General features: G+C 72.2%; 14 protein-coding genes. 3 read left to right on the forward strand and 11 right to left on the reverse strand.

Features of this window, described 5'->3' with window-relative positions:
- Window positions 1-70: 70 nt before the first annotated feature.
- The 6 genes from BIU98_RS00480 to BIU98_RS00505 form a co-directional block, all read right to left on the reverse strand.
- On the reverse strand, window positions 71-1,393 hold the full coding sequence (locus BIU98_RS00480) for an ABC transporter substrate-binding protein (RefSeq protein WP_071269639.1): 1,323 nt from the start codon (window positions 1,391-1,393) through the stop codon (window positions 71-73).
- Window positions 1,394-1,712: 319 nt separating this feature from the next.
- The gene (locus BIU98_RS00485; RefSeq protein ID WP_071269641.1) at window positions 1,713-2,822 is read right to left on the reverse strand and encodes a LacI family DNA-binding transcriptional regulator; all 1,110 of its coding nucleotides are present in this window, start codon (window positions 2,820-2,822) and stop codon (window positions 1,713-1,715) included.
- 73 nt (window positions 2,823-2,895) lie between these two features.
- The gene (locus tag BIU98_RS00490; protein ID WP_071269643.1) at window positions 2,896-3,906 is read right to left on the reverse strand and encodes a LacI family DNA-binding transcriptional regulator; all 1,011 of its coding nucleotides are present in this window, start codon (window positions 3,904-3,906) and stop codon (window positions 2,896-2,898) included.
- A gap of 36 nt (window positions 3,907-3,942) precedes the next feature.
- Window positions 3,943-4,449, reverse strand: a complete 507-nt coding sequence (locus tag BIU98_RS00495) for a hypothetical protein (RefSeq protein ID WP_071269645.1) — start codon at window positions 4,447-4,449, stop codon at window positions 3,943-3,945.
- Between the two features lie 151 nt (window positions 4,450-4,600).
- Window positions 4,601-6,040: a DUF4832 domain-containing protein gene (locus tag BIU98_RS00500; protein WP_071269647.1), complete on the reverse strand. Its 1,440-nt coding sequence runs from the start codon at window positions 6,038-6,040 to the stop codon at window positions 4,601-4,603.
- A 131-nt stretch (window positions 6,041-6,171) separates the two neighbouring features.
- Entirely contained in the window at window positions 6,172-7,170 is a 999-nt protein-coding gene (locus tag BIU98_RS00505; protein ID WP_083392837.1) for a low specificity L-threonine aldolase, read from the reverse strand.
- Window positions 7,171-7,239: 69 nt separating this feature from the next.
- On the opposite strand from BIU98_RS00505, the gene BIU98_RS00510 reads away from it, so the two are divergent.
- The gene (locus BIU98_RS00510) at window positions 7,240-8,154 is read left to right on the forward strand and encodes a metallophosphoesterase (protein WP_071269649.1); all 915 of its coding nucleotides are present in this window, start codon (window positions 7,240-7,242) and stop codon (window positions 8,152-8,154) included.
- A gap of 151 nt (window positions 8,155-8,305) precedes the next feature.
- Window positions 8,306-9,337 (forward strand): NADP-dependent oxidoreductase, encoded by a 1,032-nt coding sequence (locus tag BIU98_RS00515; protein WP_071269652.1) that lies wholly within the window; start codon window positions 8,306-8,308, stop codon window positions 9,335-9,337.
- 29 nt (window positions 9,338-9,366) lie between these two features.
- On the opposite strand, the gene BIU98_RS00520 is transcribed toward BIU98_RS00515, so the two are convergent.
- The 3 genes from BIU98_RS00520 to BIU98_RS00530 all read right to left on the reverse strand — a co-directional run bounded on the left by BIU98_RS00520 (window position 9,367) and on the right by BIU98_RS00530 (window position 12,303).
- Window positions 9,367-10,242, reverse strand: coding sequence for an ABC transporter permease (locus BIU98_RS00520; protein ID WP_071269655.1), 876 nt, complete (start codon window positions 10,240-10,242; stop codon window positions 9,367-9,369).
- Window positions 10,229-11,152: an ABC transporter ATP-binding protein gene (locus tag BIU98_RS00525; protein ID WP_071270477.1), complete on the reverse strand. Its 924-nt coding sequence runs from the start codon at window positions 11,150-11,152 to the stop codon at window positions 10,229-10,231. Before BIU98_RS00525 ends, BIU98_RS00520 begins: the two co-directional genes overlap by 14 nt.
- Before the next feature lie 77 nt (window positions 11,153-11,229).
- Window positions 11,230-12,303: an outer membrane lipoprotein carrier protein LolA gene (locus tag BIU98_RS00530; protein ID WP_071269658.1), complete on the reverse strand. Its 1,074-nt coding sequence runs from the start codon at window positions 12,301-12,303 to the stop codon at window positions 11,230-11,232.
- A gap of 160 nt (window positions 12,304-12,463) precedes the next feature.
- On the opposite strand from BIU98_RS00530, the gene BIU98_RS00535 reads away from it, so the two are divergent.
- Window positions 12,464-13,936 (forward strand): FGGY-family carbohydrate kinase, encoded by a 1,473-nt coding sequence (locus BIU98_RS00535; protein ID WP_071269661.1) that lies wholly within the window; start codon window positions 12,464-12,466, stop codon window positions 13,934-13,936.
- A gap of 119 nt (window positions 13,937-14,055) precedes the next feature.
- On the opposite strand, the gene BIU98_RS00540 is transcribed toward BIU98_RS00535, so the two are convergent.
- Together BIU98_RS00540 and BIU98_RS00545 are read right to left on the reverse strand one after the other, a co-directional pair.
- Complete coding sequence (locus BIU98_RS00540) at window positions 14,056-14,538, reverse strand: ribose-5-phosphate isomerase (RefSeq protein ID WP_071269664.1); 483 nt, start codon at window positions 14,536-14,538, stop codon at window positions 14,056-14,058.
- Complete coding sequence (locus BIU98_RS00545) at window positions 14,535-16,277, reverse strand: dihydroxyacetone kinase family protein (protein WP_071269667.1); 1,743 nt, start codon at window positions 16,275-16,277, stop codon at window positions 14,535-14,537. Before BIU98_RS00545 ends, BIU98_RS00540 begins: the two co-directional genes overlap by 4 nt.
- Window positions 16,278-16,435: the final 158 nt, after the last annotated feature.

Consider the following 16,435-nt stretch of genomic DNA (forward strand, 5'->3'; position numbering starts at 1 on the left):
TGCCGGGCCCGGTCCTGCCTTCGTCGTCTGCGGTGGGGCCACCGCCGTCGTGAGCGTCGCGGTCACGTCCTCACCAGCCCTTGATGCCGAGCTGCTGCGCCTGCTGCACGACGTCCTGGTCGTACTGCTTCGCGCCGGCGGCGGCGGTCGAGATCCCGGAGCCGACCTGCACGCAGATCTTCTCGAGGTTCGGGCCCTTGATGGGGGAGAGGAACTCGAGGGCCGGCGTGGCTGTGCTCTCGTCGATGTACTGCTGGAGGTCATCGAGCATCGCGGGCACGTCGTCCGGCAGGGTGCACGTCGAGATGACGTACGGGCCGCCGGGCGTGCCGGTGTCGTTCTGGATGGCGCAGCCCTTCGAGGAGTTGACGAAGGCGATGAACTTCTTGGCGGCCGCCAGCTTGTCGCCCTCGGTCGTCTTCGGGATGTACAGGCCGTTCGGCTCCCAGATCGTCAGCGTGGTGTCGTCGGCGTCCTCGGCCGGCAGGGCGAACGCGCCGATGTCGTCGACCGCGTCCGGGCTGTCCTGCTGCAGCGTGGAGATGGCGTTCGTCAGCATCGGGTACTGCGCCCCGGTGCCGTCGGCGAGCATCTTCAGGCCGTTCGCCTGCGTGGCCGAAGCGAAGTCCTCGTTCACGAGGCCCTTCTCCTTGACCTCGGCGAGGTGGTCGAAGCCCGCGAGGGCCGGGTCCTTCGCGTAGGACTCCTTGTTCGCGGTGTACTTCGACGCCCAGTTCGCCTGCTGCGCCGTGATGTTGGCGAAGTCGCCGAGCACGAACAGCTGGCTGGTCCAGGTGTCGCCGTAGGTCTGGATGATCGGGGCAACCTTGCCCGCGTCCTTGATCGCCTCGCTGTTGCTGATGAACTCGTCCCACGTGGTGGGGACCTTCAGCCCGAGGTCGGCGTAGACCTTCTTGTTGTACATGACCGCGCCGCCGAAGCTGGTGCCGATCGGGGCGCCGTACACGCCCTTGTCGGTGCTGACCACCTTGGTGAACTGCTCGTCGACGTCCTTCGTCCAGCTCTGGTCGGAGAGGTCCACGAGGGTGTTGTCCGGGTTGAGTGCCTGCATCAGCGACCCGGAGTTGTAGTTGAAGACGTCGGCCATCTCGCCGGTCGACAGCTGGGTCTTCACGAGGTTGTCGCCCTCGGTGCCCTGCGGTCGGGTGTCGAACTTGACCGTGACGCCGGGGTTCGCCTTCTCGAACGCGGCGATGAGCGGCTTCGCGGTGGCGGCGGTCGCCGGGGAGTTGTCCGCCTGGTAGGTGATCTCGACGTCGCCGCCGCCGCCGGTGTCGGCCGAACCGCCGGACGAACAGCCGGCGAGACCGCCGATGAGGACCGTGGCGCCGCCGATGGCGAGCAACCGGGTGGTCAGGGAACGAGCTGACATCCTTACCTCCTCGTAAGGGCCCGGGTGGTGGGACGCCCGGGTGGAACGGACCGGGGAGCGCATCGTCGCGGTGCCCGGGTGGTGCTGTTAGAACGTTTCAATCGGAATGGAACCACGTGGATTGAAGCGTGTCAATCGGTCGGGCGAGATCGGCTTCGGCGGCGCGGTGTTGGTGAGTCCCGCATGGGAGGTCGAATCGTGCTGAGGAGGTCGGATCGCGCTTGGATGGTCGTTCGTTCCCACCACCGACGCGCGGAACCGCTTCCCATCGCAGGCGCCAGGGGAAGGAACGCGCGCGGGACCAGCCTGTGATCCGCGGTCAGGGCTCCGAGCGCCGCAGGTCGCTCGAGCAGGCGGCCTCCGCACGGGCAGCACCGGCAGCCGCCGCCGCAGCCGAGCGCCCGATGGTGCTCTCCCGGGGGACCAGCTCGCTGCCGATCACCACGGTCCGGTGCACGTGCGTGTCGGGTGCGTCGGTGAGCTCGGCGAGGAGCAGTTCCACGGCCGTGGCTCCCATCTCGGCGCCGTGCATCGTCACCGAGGTGAGCGGCACCGCCCCGCCCCAGGCGATCGAGTTGTGGTCGCAGCCGGACACCGGGATGTCCTCGGGGACCCGGATGTCCGCGGCCCGGAGCTCGGTCACGACCGCCATCGCGAGCAGGTCGGTCACCCCGAGGACCCCGTCGGGCCGTTCGTCCGCCGGCATCCGCGCGATCCGGGCTCCGGCGTCGGTGCCGCCCGGAGGGTCGATGTCCCCGGCGTCGACGTCGACCAGGGTCACCCCGGGGTGGGCGGCGACGGCACGGAGGACCCCCGCCCGCCGACGGCGCACGGGTTGGAGGTCGAGCCGGGCACTGACGAACCCGATGCGTCGACACCCCTGGGAGATGAGGTGTTCGGTGGCGATGAAGCCCGCCTGCTCGTTGTCCACGACGACGGAACAGGCGTCGACCTCAGTGGGCTCGTAGTTCACGTAGACGACGGGTCGGCCGTGGCGGCGGGTGAGCTCGACCTGGTCCCGGGACTCGGTCATCGTGGCGAGCAGGATCCCGGAGACGCGGGAGCTCTCGAGGGACGCGAGGTGGTCGCCCTGCGCGCGGAGGTCGTCCTCGCTGCTGGTGATGAGCAGGGTGCGGTCCTGCGCGCGGGCAGCGAGCTGGGCGCCGCTGACCATGTCGCTGAACAGCGAGTTGCGGAGCGACATCACGACGAGGCCGATCGCGCTGCTGCTGCCGGAGACGAGGGCGCTGGCGTTGCGGTTGGGCGTGTACCCGAGCTCGGCGACGGCGGCGTGCACGCGCTCGGCCGTGGCGGGGCGGACACGTTCCGGGTGGTTCAGCACGTTGGAGACCGTGGCGAGCGACACCCCGGCGCGCGCGGCGACGTGGTGGACGCTCGGCGGCCCGTCGCGACGCGGGGGGTGGGCCATCCCCTGATCGTAGACGGAGCGCGCGGCGCAGCCAGGCAGCGCGGCCGCAGCCGGGCACCCGCGGCCGCAGGGGTCAGCGGTCCCGGACGGTCGACTGCCGGACGACGAGCTCCGGGGTGAACTCGACCTGCTCGAGGTCGATGTCCTGCCCCTGTTCGACCTGCCGCACCAGCAGGTCGATCGCCCGCCGTCCGAGGTCCTGCGCCGGCTGCCGGACCGACGTCAGGGGCACGACGGCGGCCTCGGCGAACGCGATGTCGTCGTAGCCGACGATGGCGATCTCGTCCGGGACGGCGACGGAGCCACGCATGACGAACGCCTGCTCGAGCCCGACCGCGACCAGGTCGTTCGCGGCGAACACGGCGTCCGGGCGCTCGGACGCGGGACGGCGCTGGAGCTCCTCGCCGACGCGACGGCCCTCGAGCACGGACAGGGACGTCGTCGCCAGCACCTCGAGGGACGCACCCGCTGCGGTGGTCGCGGCGAGGGCTCCCGCGTGCCGGTCGACGACCTGGCGGATGCCGAACGGGCCGCCGACGTACGCGATCCGACGCCGACCGATCGCGAGCAGGTGTTCGACCGCGATCCGGCCACCCGCGACGTCGTCGACGGACACGGAGGCGAACGGCTCGTCGTCGGCCCGGCGGTCGACGAGCACGACGGCGGTGCCCTGGTCGCGGAGCCGTGCGAGCCGGGAGAGGTCGTCACCGGCGGGGGAGATGAGCAGCCCGGCGACCCGGCGCTCCTCGAACAGGTCGACGTAGGTGCGTTCGCGGTCGGTGGACTCGTCCGAGTTGCCGATCAGGACGGCGAGGCCCTTCGACATCGCAGCGTCCTCCGCTCCGCGGGCGACGTCCGTGAAGAACGGGTTGCCGCCGTCGAGCACGATGAGCCCGACCGTCGAGCTCCGCCCGGCACGGAGCTGGCGGGCGGAGTCGTTCCGCACGAAGCCGAGCTCGGCGATGGCGTTCTGCACCCGGACGACGGTGCCGGGGGCGACCTTCTCGGGGCGGTTCAGCACGTTCGACACCGTGCCGAGGGACACGCCGGCGAGCGCCGCGACCTCTCGAACACTCACCGTCATGCGGTCATCCTGACAGTCGGAGGGTCCAGTGGGCCGTCAGTCGGTCCGCAGGGTGTCGTTCGTGTCGGTCGCGACGGGTTCCTTCGTGGTCCACCCGTACCAGCGGCCGTCGACCTCGGCGGTGGCGCGACCGTCGCCGCAGGTGATGAGGCCGGTCGTCGGCAGGGTCTCGGGCAGGAACCCGGCGGACATCGCGGGTCCGCCGTGGGGGCCGTCGAGGGGCGTGCAGGCAGTGGTGTCGACGCCCGACGCGGAGTCGAAGGCGATGACGTACCCGGGCTCCTCGGTGTCGAGGCGGACGTCGATGTCCTTCGCGTCCTCGGGGACCCACGTCGGCATGAACCACGCCAGGTCCTCCGAGTTCGCCTTCGACGGGGCGTCGGAGTACGTGGCGTAGTGGTGCTGCTGTTCCTTCTGGTACGGCTCCAGCAGGCTGCACCCGGTGAGGGTGGCGACGATGAGGCCCATGCCGAGGACGGCGAGCCCGGAGGTCAGGGCGGAGCGCTCGGAACGGGTGGTGATGGGGGATGCGTTCTCGGTCATGCACCCATCGTCGCTCCGGGATGCAGCCGGTGAAATACGGCCCTCACCCGGATCGGGGGTGGGGTTGTCCCCCCGTTGGGTGCGGTGACCGTCCCGGTGGCGGGACGGTCCCACCGGACTGGAGGCGCGCCTCCAGTCCGGTGGTCGGCCGTCAGCGACGGACGGTGACGGTCTGGTCCAGCTGGTTGCGGCCCGTCCGTGCGTCCCAGGTGCCGACGTTCGCGGTCTGGACCGCGAAGTCCGGGTTGCGGGAGGTGCTCCGCTCGGCTGCCGGCAGGGCCAGCGCGAGGGACCAGGTGCCCTTCGGCAGACCGCGCAGCGGTGCCGAGACGGTGACGGTCTTGCCGGGCTGCCAGGAGCGGACGTCCGTGCGCACCGGCACCGAGACAGTGCGCTTGCCGTTGGTCAGGACGACCTGCACCGGTCGGGCGTTGTACGGGGCGGCCCAGCCGTCGTTGCGGACGGAGACCGAGACGGACGGCGTGCGGCCGGTGGTGACCGTGCTCTTCGTCATCGTGAAGCGGTAGCCCAGACGCTTGGCGGTCTCGGTCATCCCGGCGTCACCCCACGTGGCGAGGACGTCCTGGTTGTAGTCGAGGTTGAGGTAGCTGTAGTGGTACTTCGCCATCTCGGCCGAGGCGGACGGGAACTCGGACCGCGGCGGGTTCACCGTGCAGGTCTCGCCACCGACGGGCACGTACCGCGAGTCCGCCGCCAGGTAGTCCTGGTCGAGCGAGAGCGGGTCGGACAGGAACGTGCCGAAGTCGTCCGGCGAGGCCAGGAAGCAGTCGTTGTGGTGGCCGACGCGGGAATTCGCGGAGCCGTCGTGGGCCTGGGCCGGCGTGAGTGCACCGGCGGTGCCGGACGGCAGACCGAGGGCCGCCTGCTTCGTGGCCATCGTGCGGACCTGCACCGAGCGGCTCTTCGGCAGCGCGGCGAGCTCGGCGCGCAGCACCTGGCGGCGTGCGGCCTGGTCGGCCTCGGTCAGGACGCCGGGGTTCGTCGGGTCGCTGGCGAAGTGGTCGGTGTAGTAGCCCTCGCCCCAGAGGCCGATGAAGCCCTCCTGCAGGGTCGGGATGACGTCGGCGTTGTGGCGGAGGAGCGGCGTGAGCTGCTTGATGTGCCCGAGCACGGTCGGCAGGTCGGCGTCGCCGTACGGTGCCGTGTACGGGTAGTCGCCGCCCTGGACGTAGGCGAAGCGGGTGATGACGCCGACGCCGGCCTGGCGCGCGGTGTCGTAGTCCCGCTGCACGAGCTTCAGCCACGCGGGGTCGAGCCGGGCCTGGTCGACGAACTTCTCCATGTAGAACACGCGCACGATCTGCGTGACGCCGTCGGCGCGGTAGGAGCGCAGCGTCGCGAGGTCGAGCGGCGTGTAGCCGGTGCCGTCCGCGCGGTAGTGCGTCGCCGTCGTGTGGTCGAAGCCACGCTCCGGGTTCGGGATCACGGCGTTGCTCGCCGTGTAGGAGATCGTCGTCGAGTGCGACGGTGGGCGGTGTGTCGCCGTCGCGGCGGAGGCGGCGGTCGGGACGGCGAGCGTCAGAGCGGCAGCGGCTGCGACAGCCCCCGCGACGATGCGGTGGTGGAGCATGGAGGAGTCCCTCTCTCGGCCACGCGTGGACCTCGACACCGCGACCCCTGATCGCGGCGATCCTGCGTGATTCTGATGTGAAGGTACGTGAAGCAATCAGAAGTGCGCAAGAGCAGTGCGCGGACCCGTCATCAGCGTGCGATGGTCGCCAGGGCCTCCGCGGCGCGCTCGGTGTCCTCCCGCGTGACGTCGAGGTGCGTGACGACGCGGACCTTCGTCCGGCCGAGCTGCATCAGCCGCACGCCACGGGCAGCGGCCTCGGCGACGAACGCGGGCGGGTCGGCGACGTCGGCGAAGACGATGTTCGTGTCGACCGTCGCGGGCTCGACCCCGAGCGCGCCGGCGAGCACCCGCGCGTTCGCGTGGTCGTCCGCGAGCCGACCGACGTGGTGCTGCAGGGCGAACCGCCCGGCAGCGGCGAGCATGCCCGTCTGCCGCATGCCCCCGCCGTAGCGCTTCCGCCAGAGCCGCGCGGCGGCGATGTGTTCGACGGAGCCGACCAGCACCGACCCGACGGGTGCCCCGAGGCCCTTCGACAGGCACACGGAGACCGTGTCGAAGCCCGCGGCGAGCTCGTGGAGTGGACGGCCCGAGGCGACGTGCGCGTTCCACAGCCGCGCGCCGTCGAGGTGCAGGGCGATGCCGTGCTCCTGCGCGAAGGCCTGCACGGCGAGCACCTCGTCCTGCGGCTGCACCGTCCCGCCGCCGAAGTTGTGCGTGTTCTCGAGGGCGATCGCGGTCGTCGACACCGAGTAGGCACCGGCGTTCGGCTCGGCGATGTCCCGCACGGCGTCGGCCACGAGACGGCCGTGCTCCGACGCCCAGGTGCGGGTCGTGATGCCGGAGAAGACCGCGGCGGCACCGAGCTCGGCACGGACCACGTGGGCCTGCACGTCGGCGACGAGCTCCTCGCCGGGACCGACCAGCAGCCGGAGCCCGAGCTGGTTCGCCATCGAGCCCGAAGGCGTGAAGAGCCCCGCCGGGTGTCCCAGCAGGGCGGCGACGTCCTGCTCGAGGCGGGTGGTCTCGGGGTCCTCGCCGTAGACGTCGTCGCCGACCTCGGCGTCGAGCATCGCGGCGCGCATCTCGGGGGTGGGGCGGGTCACGGTGTCGGAGCGCAGGTCGATCACCCGACAACGCTAGCGGCTGGCGTCGTGCACCGCGGGCTGGCGTCGGGCACCGCGGCTAGCGTTGGCGCCATGCAGCCACCCGCTCCCGGAACCCTCCGCATCCTGCACCTGTCGGACACCCACCTGACGGGCGACGGCGCCCTGCACCAGGGCACCGTCGACACCACCGCGGCGCTCGACACGCTGCTGCACCGGCTCGAGGTGGTCGAGGGCGTGGGACTCGTCGTCGTCTCGGGTGACCTGTCCGAGGACGGCTCACCGGCGTCGTACCAAGCGCTGCGCGACCGGGTGGGGGACTGGGCCACACGTCACGGTGCCGCGCTCGTGGTCGTGCCGGGCAACCACGACCAGCGCGAGGGCTTCCGGCAGGTGCTGGCGAACGGGCACGTCCTCGGTGAGGGCGGCTCGCCGCTGATGCACACGCTCGAGTACCAGCCGCCGACGGTCCCAGTCCGCGGGCAGTCGGTCGTCGCCGGTCGTCGGGTCGTCACCGTCGACACCAGCGTCCCCGGCGCCGGGTACGGGGCGGTCAGCGACGAGTCGCTCGACCACCTCCGGACGGCGCTCGCCGGGGACCCCGCGCCGCACGGCTCCGTCGTCGTGCTGCACCACCCGCCGCTGCCGGCCCCGACCGCCCTGCACGCGGCCCTGCGGCTGCAGAACCCGGGCGACCTGGCCGACGCGGTGCGGGGGAGCGACGTGCGGGTCGTCCTCGCCGGCCACTACCACCACCACTCCGCCGGCTCGGTCGGGGGCGTGCCAGTGCTCGTCGCGCCGGGCGTCGCGAACGACACCGACGTCATCGGTCCGTACGGCGAGGAGTCGGCCTACGTCGGCACCGGAGCGCTCGTCGTGGACCTCGCCGAGGACGGCACGCTCTGGTCGACGCCGGTGCGGGTGCCGATGCCCGACTCGGACACGATCGCCGTGCACCACGACGCGGCCTCGGTGGCGCGGATCATCGACGTGGCCGGGGCGCGCTGACCCGCGTCGGCCGCGGGGTGGTCGACGCACGCCGGACCGACCGCTGCGGGTCCTCGACGGACGCGCGGCGCGCCCGTGAGGACCCCGGGCGTCCGGGACGACGGCCCGGTTCTCGTGTAAGCCGGAGCGCAAGGAAACGAAGGAGTGCCCCATGCGACACGGCAACGCTGTGCAGTACGACCGGTACGGCGACTTCGACGTCGTCCAGCTCGTCGACATCGAACGTCCGAAGCCAGGACCCGGCGAGGTCGTGGTCGAGGTCTCGGTCGCCGGCCTGAACCACATCGAGCGGTTCCTCCGCGAAGGCAAGCTCAAGGACTTCGTCGACCTCGACTTCCCGGCCCGCCAGGGCGTGGACTTCGCCGGCGTCGTCGTCGCCCGCGGCTCCGAGGTCCGCGACCTGCACGTCAACGACGAGGTGATGGGCCACGCGCCCCACGGCGGGTCGCACGCGACCTGGGTGACCGTCCCGCGGGGCGCCGTGGTGAAGAAGCCCTCGAGCATGACGTTCGAGGTCGCCGGCAGCCTGTACCTCGCCGGGTGCACCGCGCTCTCCATCGTCCGGTCGCTCAAGCTCGGCCCGGACGACACCGTCGTGATCAGCGCGGCCGCCGGCGGCGTCGGGCACATCGAGTGCCAGCTCGCCAAGGAGACCGGGGCGACGGTCATCGGCCTCGGCAGCCCCCGCAACCACGACGCCCTGCGGCAGATCGGCGTCCTCCCGGTGTCCTACGGCGAGGGCGAGCTCGACCGCATCCGCGAGATCGCCGACGGACGCCCGGTCACCGCGTTCATCGACAACCGCGAGCACAACGAGAACGTCGCCCTCGCCGCGGACCTCGGTGTCGGGGACAAGCGCTTCGTCACGAGCGAGCAGCGCCGTGACCTGGAGATCCGGTTCCTCCGGGCCCCCGGTGACGACCAGGAAGCATCCGAGATGCTGACGCGGCTCGGCGACCTCGTGCAGCGGCACAAGGTGCAGTTCATCATCTCCGGGTACTACCCGTTCGAGTACATCGTCGACGCGTACGAGGACCTGGCCGAGATGCACTCCCGCGGCAAGGTCGTCGTCGGCATGCAGCCGGTCGAGACCGGGTCGCGCCTGCACTGGTACAAGTCGGAGAAGTCCCGCGACCTGCACGACCCCGTGGAGCGCGCCGTTCCGCACCCCGAGGCGTCCTAGGCGCCCACCCGGAGGGCGTCCTGCAGCGTCTAGCTCAGGACGTCCTTCGTGGCGAAGCGCCCGTACGCCAGGGTGCCGAAGACCGCGACGTAGCCGAGCTGCAGCAGCGCGTTGCTGCCGAACGAGTCGAACGCGATCGGGTCCCGCAGCAGGTCGCCGAACCCGAGCCACTGGTGCGAGAACAGGAACGGGTGCAGCCAGTCGAGCTGCGGGAGCTGGTCGAGCACCTGGGACGCCCCGGCCAGCACCACCGTCGACGCCATGGCGCCCACCGGCACGTTCGTCAGCGACGACGCGAACAGCCCGATCGCGGACAGCCCGAGCATCGACAGGGTGACGTAGAGCGCCAGCAGCAGGGCGCGGCCGGCGTAGGACCAGCCGTCGACCTGGGTGCCCGAGAGCAGCGTGACGGGGCCGATCGGGAACAGGGCGGCACCGATCGCGGCACCGACGAGCACGATCACGAGCGTCGCCGCGAGGCAGAAGGCGACCGCTCCCGCGTACTTCACGAGGATGAACCGCAGGCGCCCGGTCGGGGCGACGAGCAGGTAGCGGATGGTGCCGTGGCTGGCCTCACCCGCGACGGTGTCGCCCGCCACCACCCCGACGGTGAGGGGCAGGAACAGCGGGATCGACACGGTCAGTGCCGTGAACGACACGAACAGCCCGTTGTTCGTGATGTCGCCGAGGAACGCCGGGCCTCCGGAGTCCCCGCCGGTGGTCAGTCGGACCGCCACCGCGATGAGGATCGGCACGAGCGCCAGCGCCCCGAGCATCGCCCAGGTGCGGCGACGGCGGAACACGAGCGCGATCTCGGACCCGAGCAGGGCGAACGGACGGGCGCGGCGGGGCTCGGCGTCGACGGCGGGCGTGGTCGGTACGACGGCCGCGTCAGGCTGCGACATCGAATCCCTCTCCGGTGAGTGCGACGAACAGGTCCTCGAGCGTGCCGCCGCCGACGGTCAGCCCGCGGATCCGGACGTCGGCCCGGACGAGCTCGGCGGCGATGGTCTCCGGGAGCACCTCGGCGGGCAGGTCCGCCACCAGGACGTCCGCGCCGCCGTCGTGCCGCGGCGTGAGCCCGAGGCGCGTCAGCACGGTGCCGGCCTGCCCGAGGTCGGGCGTGCGGACCGTGACCGTGCGGGCACCGGCTGAGCGGAGGTCGTCGAGCGTGCCCTGCGCGACGATCCTGCCGGTGCGCATGACCGCGGCGTGCGTGCAGACCTGTTCGATCTCGGCGAGCAGGTGGCTCGACACGAAGACCGTGGTGCCGTCGTCGGCGAGGGAACGGATGAGGTTGCGGACCTCGCGCGTGCCCTGGGGGTCGAGGCCGTTCGTCGGCTCGTCGAGCACCAGGAGCTCGCGCGGGGTGAGCAGGGCGTTCGCCAGGCTCAGGCGCTGCTTCATGCCGAGCGAGTACGCGTGCGCCTTCTTATCGGCCGCGTGCGACAGCCCGACGCGGTCGAGCGCGGAGGCGACTCGGTCCTTGCGGGTGCGGGAGTCCGAGGTCGGGTCAGCTGCGTCGAACCGGGACAGGTTCGCCCGGCCGGACAGGTACGGGTAGAACGCGGGTCCCTCGACCAGGGCCCCGACCCGCGGGAGGACCCGGTGGAGCCCTGCCGGCATGGACTCTCCGAGCACTTCGATCGAGCCGCTCGTGGCCGAGGACAGCCCGAGGAGCATCCGGATCGTGGTCGTCTTGCCGGAACCGTTCGGCCCGAGGAACCCGAAGACCGCGCCGCGCGGGACGACGAGGTCGATCCCGTCGACGGCACGCTGCTTGCGGAAGACCTTCGCCAGGCTCGTGGTGCGGATCGCGAGGTCGGTGCCGGACGCCGGTGCGGCTGCGTCCGGCGTCGCCGGGCCGGAGGCGTCGGCGGTGTCGGTCGTGCTCACTTCGCGGCGGCGACCAGGCTCGACACCGGCACGGCACCTGCGAGCACGCGGCCGTCGTCGGTCAGGTAGACGGACACGAGCGAGGTCTGGATGGCTCGGCCACCGTCCACGGAGCGCGTGAGCTGGCCGAGGAGCCCCTGGGCGTCTGCACCGAGCGACCCCTGGTCGGCGGTGCCGGCCGGGAGCTCGGCGATCGTCGACCAGCCACTGCCGGTCAAGGTCGGGGCGTCGTCCGTGCCCGTGCCGTGCGCACCGCGGTGCGAGCCCGCGTGGTCAGCGGCGTCGGAGAGGTCCTTCGTGGTGACCTCAGCCCCGGACGGCGGGGTGAAGTCGAACAGCCGGGCGGCCGGTGCGCCGTAGTCGAGGCTGGTGAAGCCGACCTGGACCGCGGGCTCGGACTGGCCGTCGGCCTGGATCGCGGCACGCAGCGGGAGCCCGGTCTGCTTGTCGACGGCCAGCTCGACGCTGCCAACGAGGGTGTCGGCCGACTTCGGCGTGAGGACGAGCTGCCAGGCGTCGTGTCCGGCCACCGACGTGGTGGTCGGCTTCGAGATCGTGGTGCTCGGGCGGATTGCGGCGATCGCCTGCTTCGCGAGGTCGGCGGGGGTCATGGTGCCGTCCTGGAAGGACTCCTTGACGTGGTCCGGCAGCGTGACGTGGGTGGCTTCGCGGGCCTTCGAGTCCCAGGTCCAGACGTCGGAGCCGTTGCGGACGAGGTCCTGCTCGGCGAGCTGCTGGGTGACCTGGACGCGCTGCTTCGTCGCACCGTCGACGTAGACGCGTGCGGTGTGCGAGGACGTCAGGAGAGAGAGGGCGTCGGAGGCGTCGCCCTCGAGCGAGGACCCACCGGAACCGGCTGGGAGCTCGGGCAGGCCGAGGTCGCTGGTCTGCGAGAGCTTGCCGGAGTACTGGGCGTCGGAGGACTTCGCGACGCTGGCGATGACGTCGGCGGCGGTCGGGTTCGTCCCCGCGATCGGGTCGTTCGCGGCGCTCGCGAGCGTCGGAGCGGCGATGGCGCCGGCGACGACGACCGGTGCGATGACGGCGGGCAGCCAGGCGGACTTCTTCATCGTCCATCTCCTCGGATGGTGGAGCCCCTCGGCGGGAGCGCGGGGTGGTCAGCAGACTAGGTCGGGCAACCGACAGTCGGCTGTGTCCTCGGGCTGGTGCCGTCGCTTCGTAGACTCGTGGCCTGGCCGGGCGACGGTCGGTGGCGGCGAGGGAGACGGCATGCGGGCGGTGCTCGGTCTGGACATCGGGACGTCGAGCACGAAGGCGCTCCTCGTCCGGCTGGACGGGACGATCCTGGCCGAGGTCGGACGCCACCACGAGGTCGACCGTCCCGAGCAGGGTCTCGTCGAGATGGACTCCGCGCTGTGGTGGAGCGACTTCTGCGACCTGACGCGGGAGCTCCTCGCGATCGTGCCCGACGCCCGGGTCGAGTCCGTCGGCGTGAGCGGCATCGGCCCGTGCGTGCTGCTCACCGATGCCGCGTCGGAGCCCCTGCGCCCCGCGATCCTCTACGGCGTCGACACCCGCACCGCCGACATGCTCGACGACCTCACCGAGGAGCTCGGCGGCGAGGACGTGGTCCGTGCCCGGTGCGGCTCGGCGCTCAGCACGCAGGCCGCCGGCGCGAAGCTCGCCTGGGTCGCCAGGCACGAACCGGACGTCTGGGCGCGAGCCGAGCGGTTCACGATGCCGTCCTCCCGGGTCGTCGAGCTGCTCACCGGGGAGTACGTCCTCGACCACCACTCCGCCAGCCAGAGCACGCCGCTCTACGACGTCCACACGAACACCTGGATCCCGGAGTGGTGCGCGCTCGTCGCACCCGGTCTGCCCATGCCCCGCCTGCTCTGGTCCGGTGACGCTGCCGGGGCCGTCACCAGCGAGGCGGCCGCGGCCACGGGCCTCCCGGCCGGCATCCCCGTGACGGCCGGGACCATCGACGCCTGGGCCGAGGGGCTCAGCGTCGGGGCGTCGGTGCCGGGCCGGATGTCCCTGCAGTACGGCACCACGATGTTCATGATCACGCCGACGGCCGAGCCGACGCGCGTGCCGGGGATGTGGACGACGGTCGGCACCCACCCGGACCAGCCGTGCGTGTCCGGGGGGACGGCGACCTCCGGGGCGGTCACGGACTGGCTGCGGCGTCTGGTCGACGCGGACTGGTCGACGATGCTCGCGGAGGCGGACGCCTCGGGCGTGGGGGCCAACGGGCTGCTGATGCTGCCGTACTTCGCGGGGGAGCGGACGCCGATCGCCGACCCGGACGCCCGCGGGGTGATCGCCGGGCTGACCGTGCGGCACACGCGGGGCGACCTGTACCGGGCGACGCTCGAGGCGACGGCGTTCGCGGTGCGGCACAACATCGAGACGCTGCGGGCGGCCGGGGTGCCCGTGCGGGAGCTCGTCGGTGCCGGCGGGGGGCTGCTCGGGCGGCTGTGGCCCCGGATCGTCACCGACGTCACCGGGCTGCCGCAGACGATCCCCTCGGTGACCGTCGGGGCGTCCTACGGGTCGGCGTTCCTGGCGGCGGCGCTCGTCACCGAGGTCGACATCGCGGTGTGGAACCCGCCCGCGAGCGTCATCGAGCCGGACCCCGACCGGGCCGCGGCGTACGAGGCCGGGTACCGCGACTACCGCGAGCTGTACGAGGCGACGAAGGCCGTCGTGCACCGGCTGGCCGCTCGGAGTCGGTGAGCGCGCGGCCCGCGGACGGGCATCGCGCCCCGGGACGGACATCGCGCCCCGTGGTGACGGGGCGCGATGTCTGCAGCGGGGCGCGATCCGCGCGATCCGCGCGATCCGGGCGCCTACGCCTACGCCTGCGCGTCGACGCCGGCGGGCGCGCTGCCGTCGTACTCGCAGATCGCGTTGACCTTGTCGGCGCTGGCGCTCGAGGTGTCGAACTCGTAGCCGAGCCACTCCTTCGCCAGGCGCCGGGCGAGCTCCACGCCGATCACGCGCTGGCCCATGCAGAGGACCTGGGCGTCGTTCGACAGGATCGAGCGCTCCACGCTGTAGGAGTCGTGCGCGGTGACGGCCCGGATGCCGGGCACCTTGTTCGCCGCGATCGCGACGCCGAGCCCGGTGCCGCAGAACAGGATGGCCCGGTCGGCCTCACCGTTCGCCACCATGCGGGCGGCGTCGACGGCGACGTGCGGGTAGGCGGTGTGCCCCTCGGCGTCGACGCCCACGTCGGTCACCGACGAGACGCGCTCGTCGGCCTCGAGGTCCTGCTTGAGGATCTCCTTGTAGTCGAACCCGGCATCGTCCGAGCCGATCACGAGACGGTACGTCATGCGTGTGTTCCTTCCTTGTCAGCAGCGCGGGCGGCGAGCACGTCGCCGACGCGCGTGAGGATCATCCCCATCGAGGTGGCGCCCGCGTCGGGCGTCCCCAGGCTCTTCTCCGCCAGCGGCCGGGCACGCCCGACCTTCGGCTTGAGGTCGGCGGTGGCTTCGCCCTCCGACACGGCGACGACGGCAGCAGCCTGCCACGCGTCGGTGAGCGCGCGTCCAGACGCCACCTCCGACCGGAGCGCGTCGACGAACGGCAGCAGTGCGTCGAGCATCGTCTTGTCCCCGCGGGACGCCCCGCCGAGGTGCACGATCGAGTCGGCGAAGGCCTGGGCTGCCTCGACGACGTCGGCGGCCTCGATCGTCTCGCGGTCGTCGCGCAGCGACCGACCGAAGGCCTCGAGTGCCGCACCCCACAGGACCCCGGAGGTGCCGCCCGCGAACTCGGCCCACGCGTCACCGGCGCGTCCGAGGACGAAGGCGACCCCGGCCTCCTGCCCGAGCGCGTCGACCGCCTTGCGGGCCGCACCGATCCCCTTGACCATGCCACGACCGTGGTCGCCGTCCCCGGCGATCGCGTCGATGCGGCCGAGCTGCTCCTCGTGCTCACGGAGGAGCGCGTCCACCGCCTCGACGGCGGCTCGCGCGGTCTGTGCGGCCGACCTGGAGGCTCCGCTCGCGTCCGGCACGACGGTCGCCGCTTCTTCGGCCTCAGCAGCGGCCTCGGCCGGCAGGAGCGCGTCGACCGGGGCGGCCACCTTGCGGTAGGCGGGCGTGTAGGCGTCGGCGCGCCAGAGGCGCTCGAGCTCGTCGTCGAGCCACTGCAGGGTCAGCGAACAGCCGCCCATGTCGAGGCTCGTGACGAGTTCGCCGACCTCGGGCTCGACGACCTCGATGCCGGCGTCGGCGAGGAGCGGGAGCACGCGGCCCCAGAGCAGGAACAGCTCCTCGTACTTCGTGTCGCCGAGGCCGTTGAGGATCGGGGCGACCCGGGTGCCGGCGTTGTCCGGGCGGTCGGCCAGCAGCCGCTCGACGAGGAGGCTCGCCAGGTCGGTCGCGCTGAGGAGGGGGACGTCCTCGATGCCGGGCTCACCGTGGATGCCGAGTCCGAGGCCGAGGTGCCCCTCCGGCACCGTGAAGAGCGGTTCGGTGGCCCCGGGCATCGTGCAGCCCGAGAACGCGACGCCGATCGTGCGGGTGGCGGTGTTGCTCGCGTTCCCGACCCGCTCGACCTCGTCGAGGGACGCGCCCTCGGCGGCGGCAGCGCCCATCGCTTTGAAGACCGAGAAGTCGCCCGCGATGCCGCGGCGCTTGGACTCCTCGTCGGCGCTGGCGATGTCGTCGGTGACCACGACGACGCGGGTGTCGATGCCCTCGGCGCGGAGGCGTTCGGCGGCGAGCCCGAAGTTCATCGTGTCGCCGGCGTAGTTGCCGAACGAGAGCACGACGCCCTTGCCCTGGTCAGCGGCCTTCGCGACCGCGTAGACCTGGGCGGTCGACGGCGAGGTGAAGATGTTGCCGACGACGGCGCCGGTGGCGAAGCCCGGGCCGACGACGCCGCAGAACGCGGGGTAGTGGCCGGAGCCGCCGCCGACGACGACCGCGACCTGCGGCTCGGCGCCCCTGGTCGGCAGGCCGACGACGCCGCCGTGGACGCCGCGCACGCGGTCGGCGTAGAGGGCGAGCCAGCCGGCGAGCTGGTCCTCGGCGAAGTCCTCCGGGTGGTCGTGGATCGTGGTCATGACAGCGCTGTCCTTCGTCTCGGGTGTTCAGTGTGCGCCTGCCGCTGCAGCGAGAGGGTCAGGCGTGCATGGTCGGCCTGCACTCGTGCATGGTCGGCCTGCACTCGTGCGTGCTCGGGACTCAGCTGCGCATGCTCGGGATGATGGAGACCTTGACG

The sequence above is a fragment of the Curtobacterium sp. MMLR14_010 genome (genome assembly GCF_001865015.1).
Classification (GTDB): Bacteria; Actinomycetota; Actinomycetes; order Actinomycetales; family Microbacteriaceae; genus Curtobacterium.

Excerpts from the sequence above, each read along its gene's own strand:
- BIU98_RS00480 (WP_071269639.1), bottom strand. The coding sequence starts at position 1,393 with ATGTCAGCTCGTTCCCTGACCACCCGGTTGCTCGCCATCGGCGGCGCC.
- BIU98_RS00485 (WP_071269641.1), bottom strand. The coding sequence starts at position 2,822 with ATGGCCCACCCCCCGCGTCGCGACGGGCCGCCGAGCGTCCACCACGTC.
- BIU98_RS00490 (WP_071269643.1), bottom strand. The coding sequence starts at position 3,906 with ATGACGGTGAGTGTTCGAGAGGTCGCGGCGCTCGCCGGCGTGTCCCTC.
- BIU98_RS00495 (WP_071269645.1), bottom strand. The coding sequence starts at position 4,449 with ATGACCGAGAACGCATCCCCCATCACCACCCGTTCCGAGCGCTCCGCC.
- BIU98_RS00500 (WP_071269647.1), bottom strand. The coding sequence starts at position 6,040 with ATGCTCCACCACCGCATCGTCGCGGGGGCTGTCGCAGCCGCTGCCGCT.
- BIU98_RS00510 (WP_071269649.1), top strand. The coding sequence starts at position 7,240 with ATGCAGCCACCCGCTCCCGGAACCCTCCGCATCCTGCACCTGTCGGAC.
- BIU98_RS00515 (WP_071269652.1), top strand. The coding sequence starts at position 8,306 with ATGCGACACGGCAACGCTGTGCAGTACGACCGGTACGGCGACTTCGAC.
- BIU98_RS00520 (WP_071269655.1), bottom strand. The coding sequence starts at position 10,242 with ATGTCGCAGCCTGACGCGGCCGTCGTACCGACCACGCCCGCCGTCGAC.
- BIU98_RS00530 (WP_071269658.1), bottom strand. The coding sequence starts at position 12,303 with ATGAAGAAGTCCGCCTGGCTGCCCGCCGTCATCGCACCGGTCGTCGTC.
- BIU98_RS00535 (WP_071269661.1), top strand. The coding sequence starts at position 12,464 with ATGCGGGCGGTGCTCGGTCTGGACATCGGGACGTCGAGCACGAAGGCG.
- BIU98_RS00540 (WP_071269664.1), bottom strand. The coding sequence starts at position 14,538 with ATGACGTACCGTCTCGTGATCGGCTCGGACGATGCCGGGTTCGACTAC.
- BIU98_RS00545 (WP_071269667.1), bottom strand. The coding sequence starts at position 16,277 with ATGACCACGATCCACGACCACCCGGAGGACTTCGCCGAGGACCAGCTC.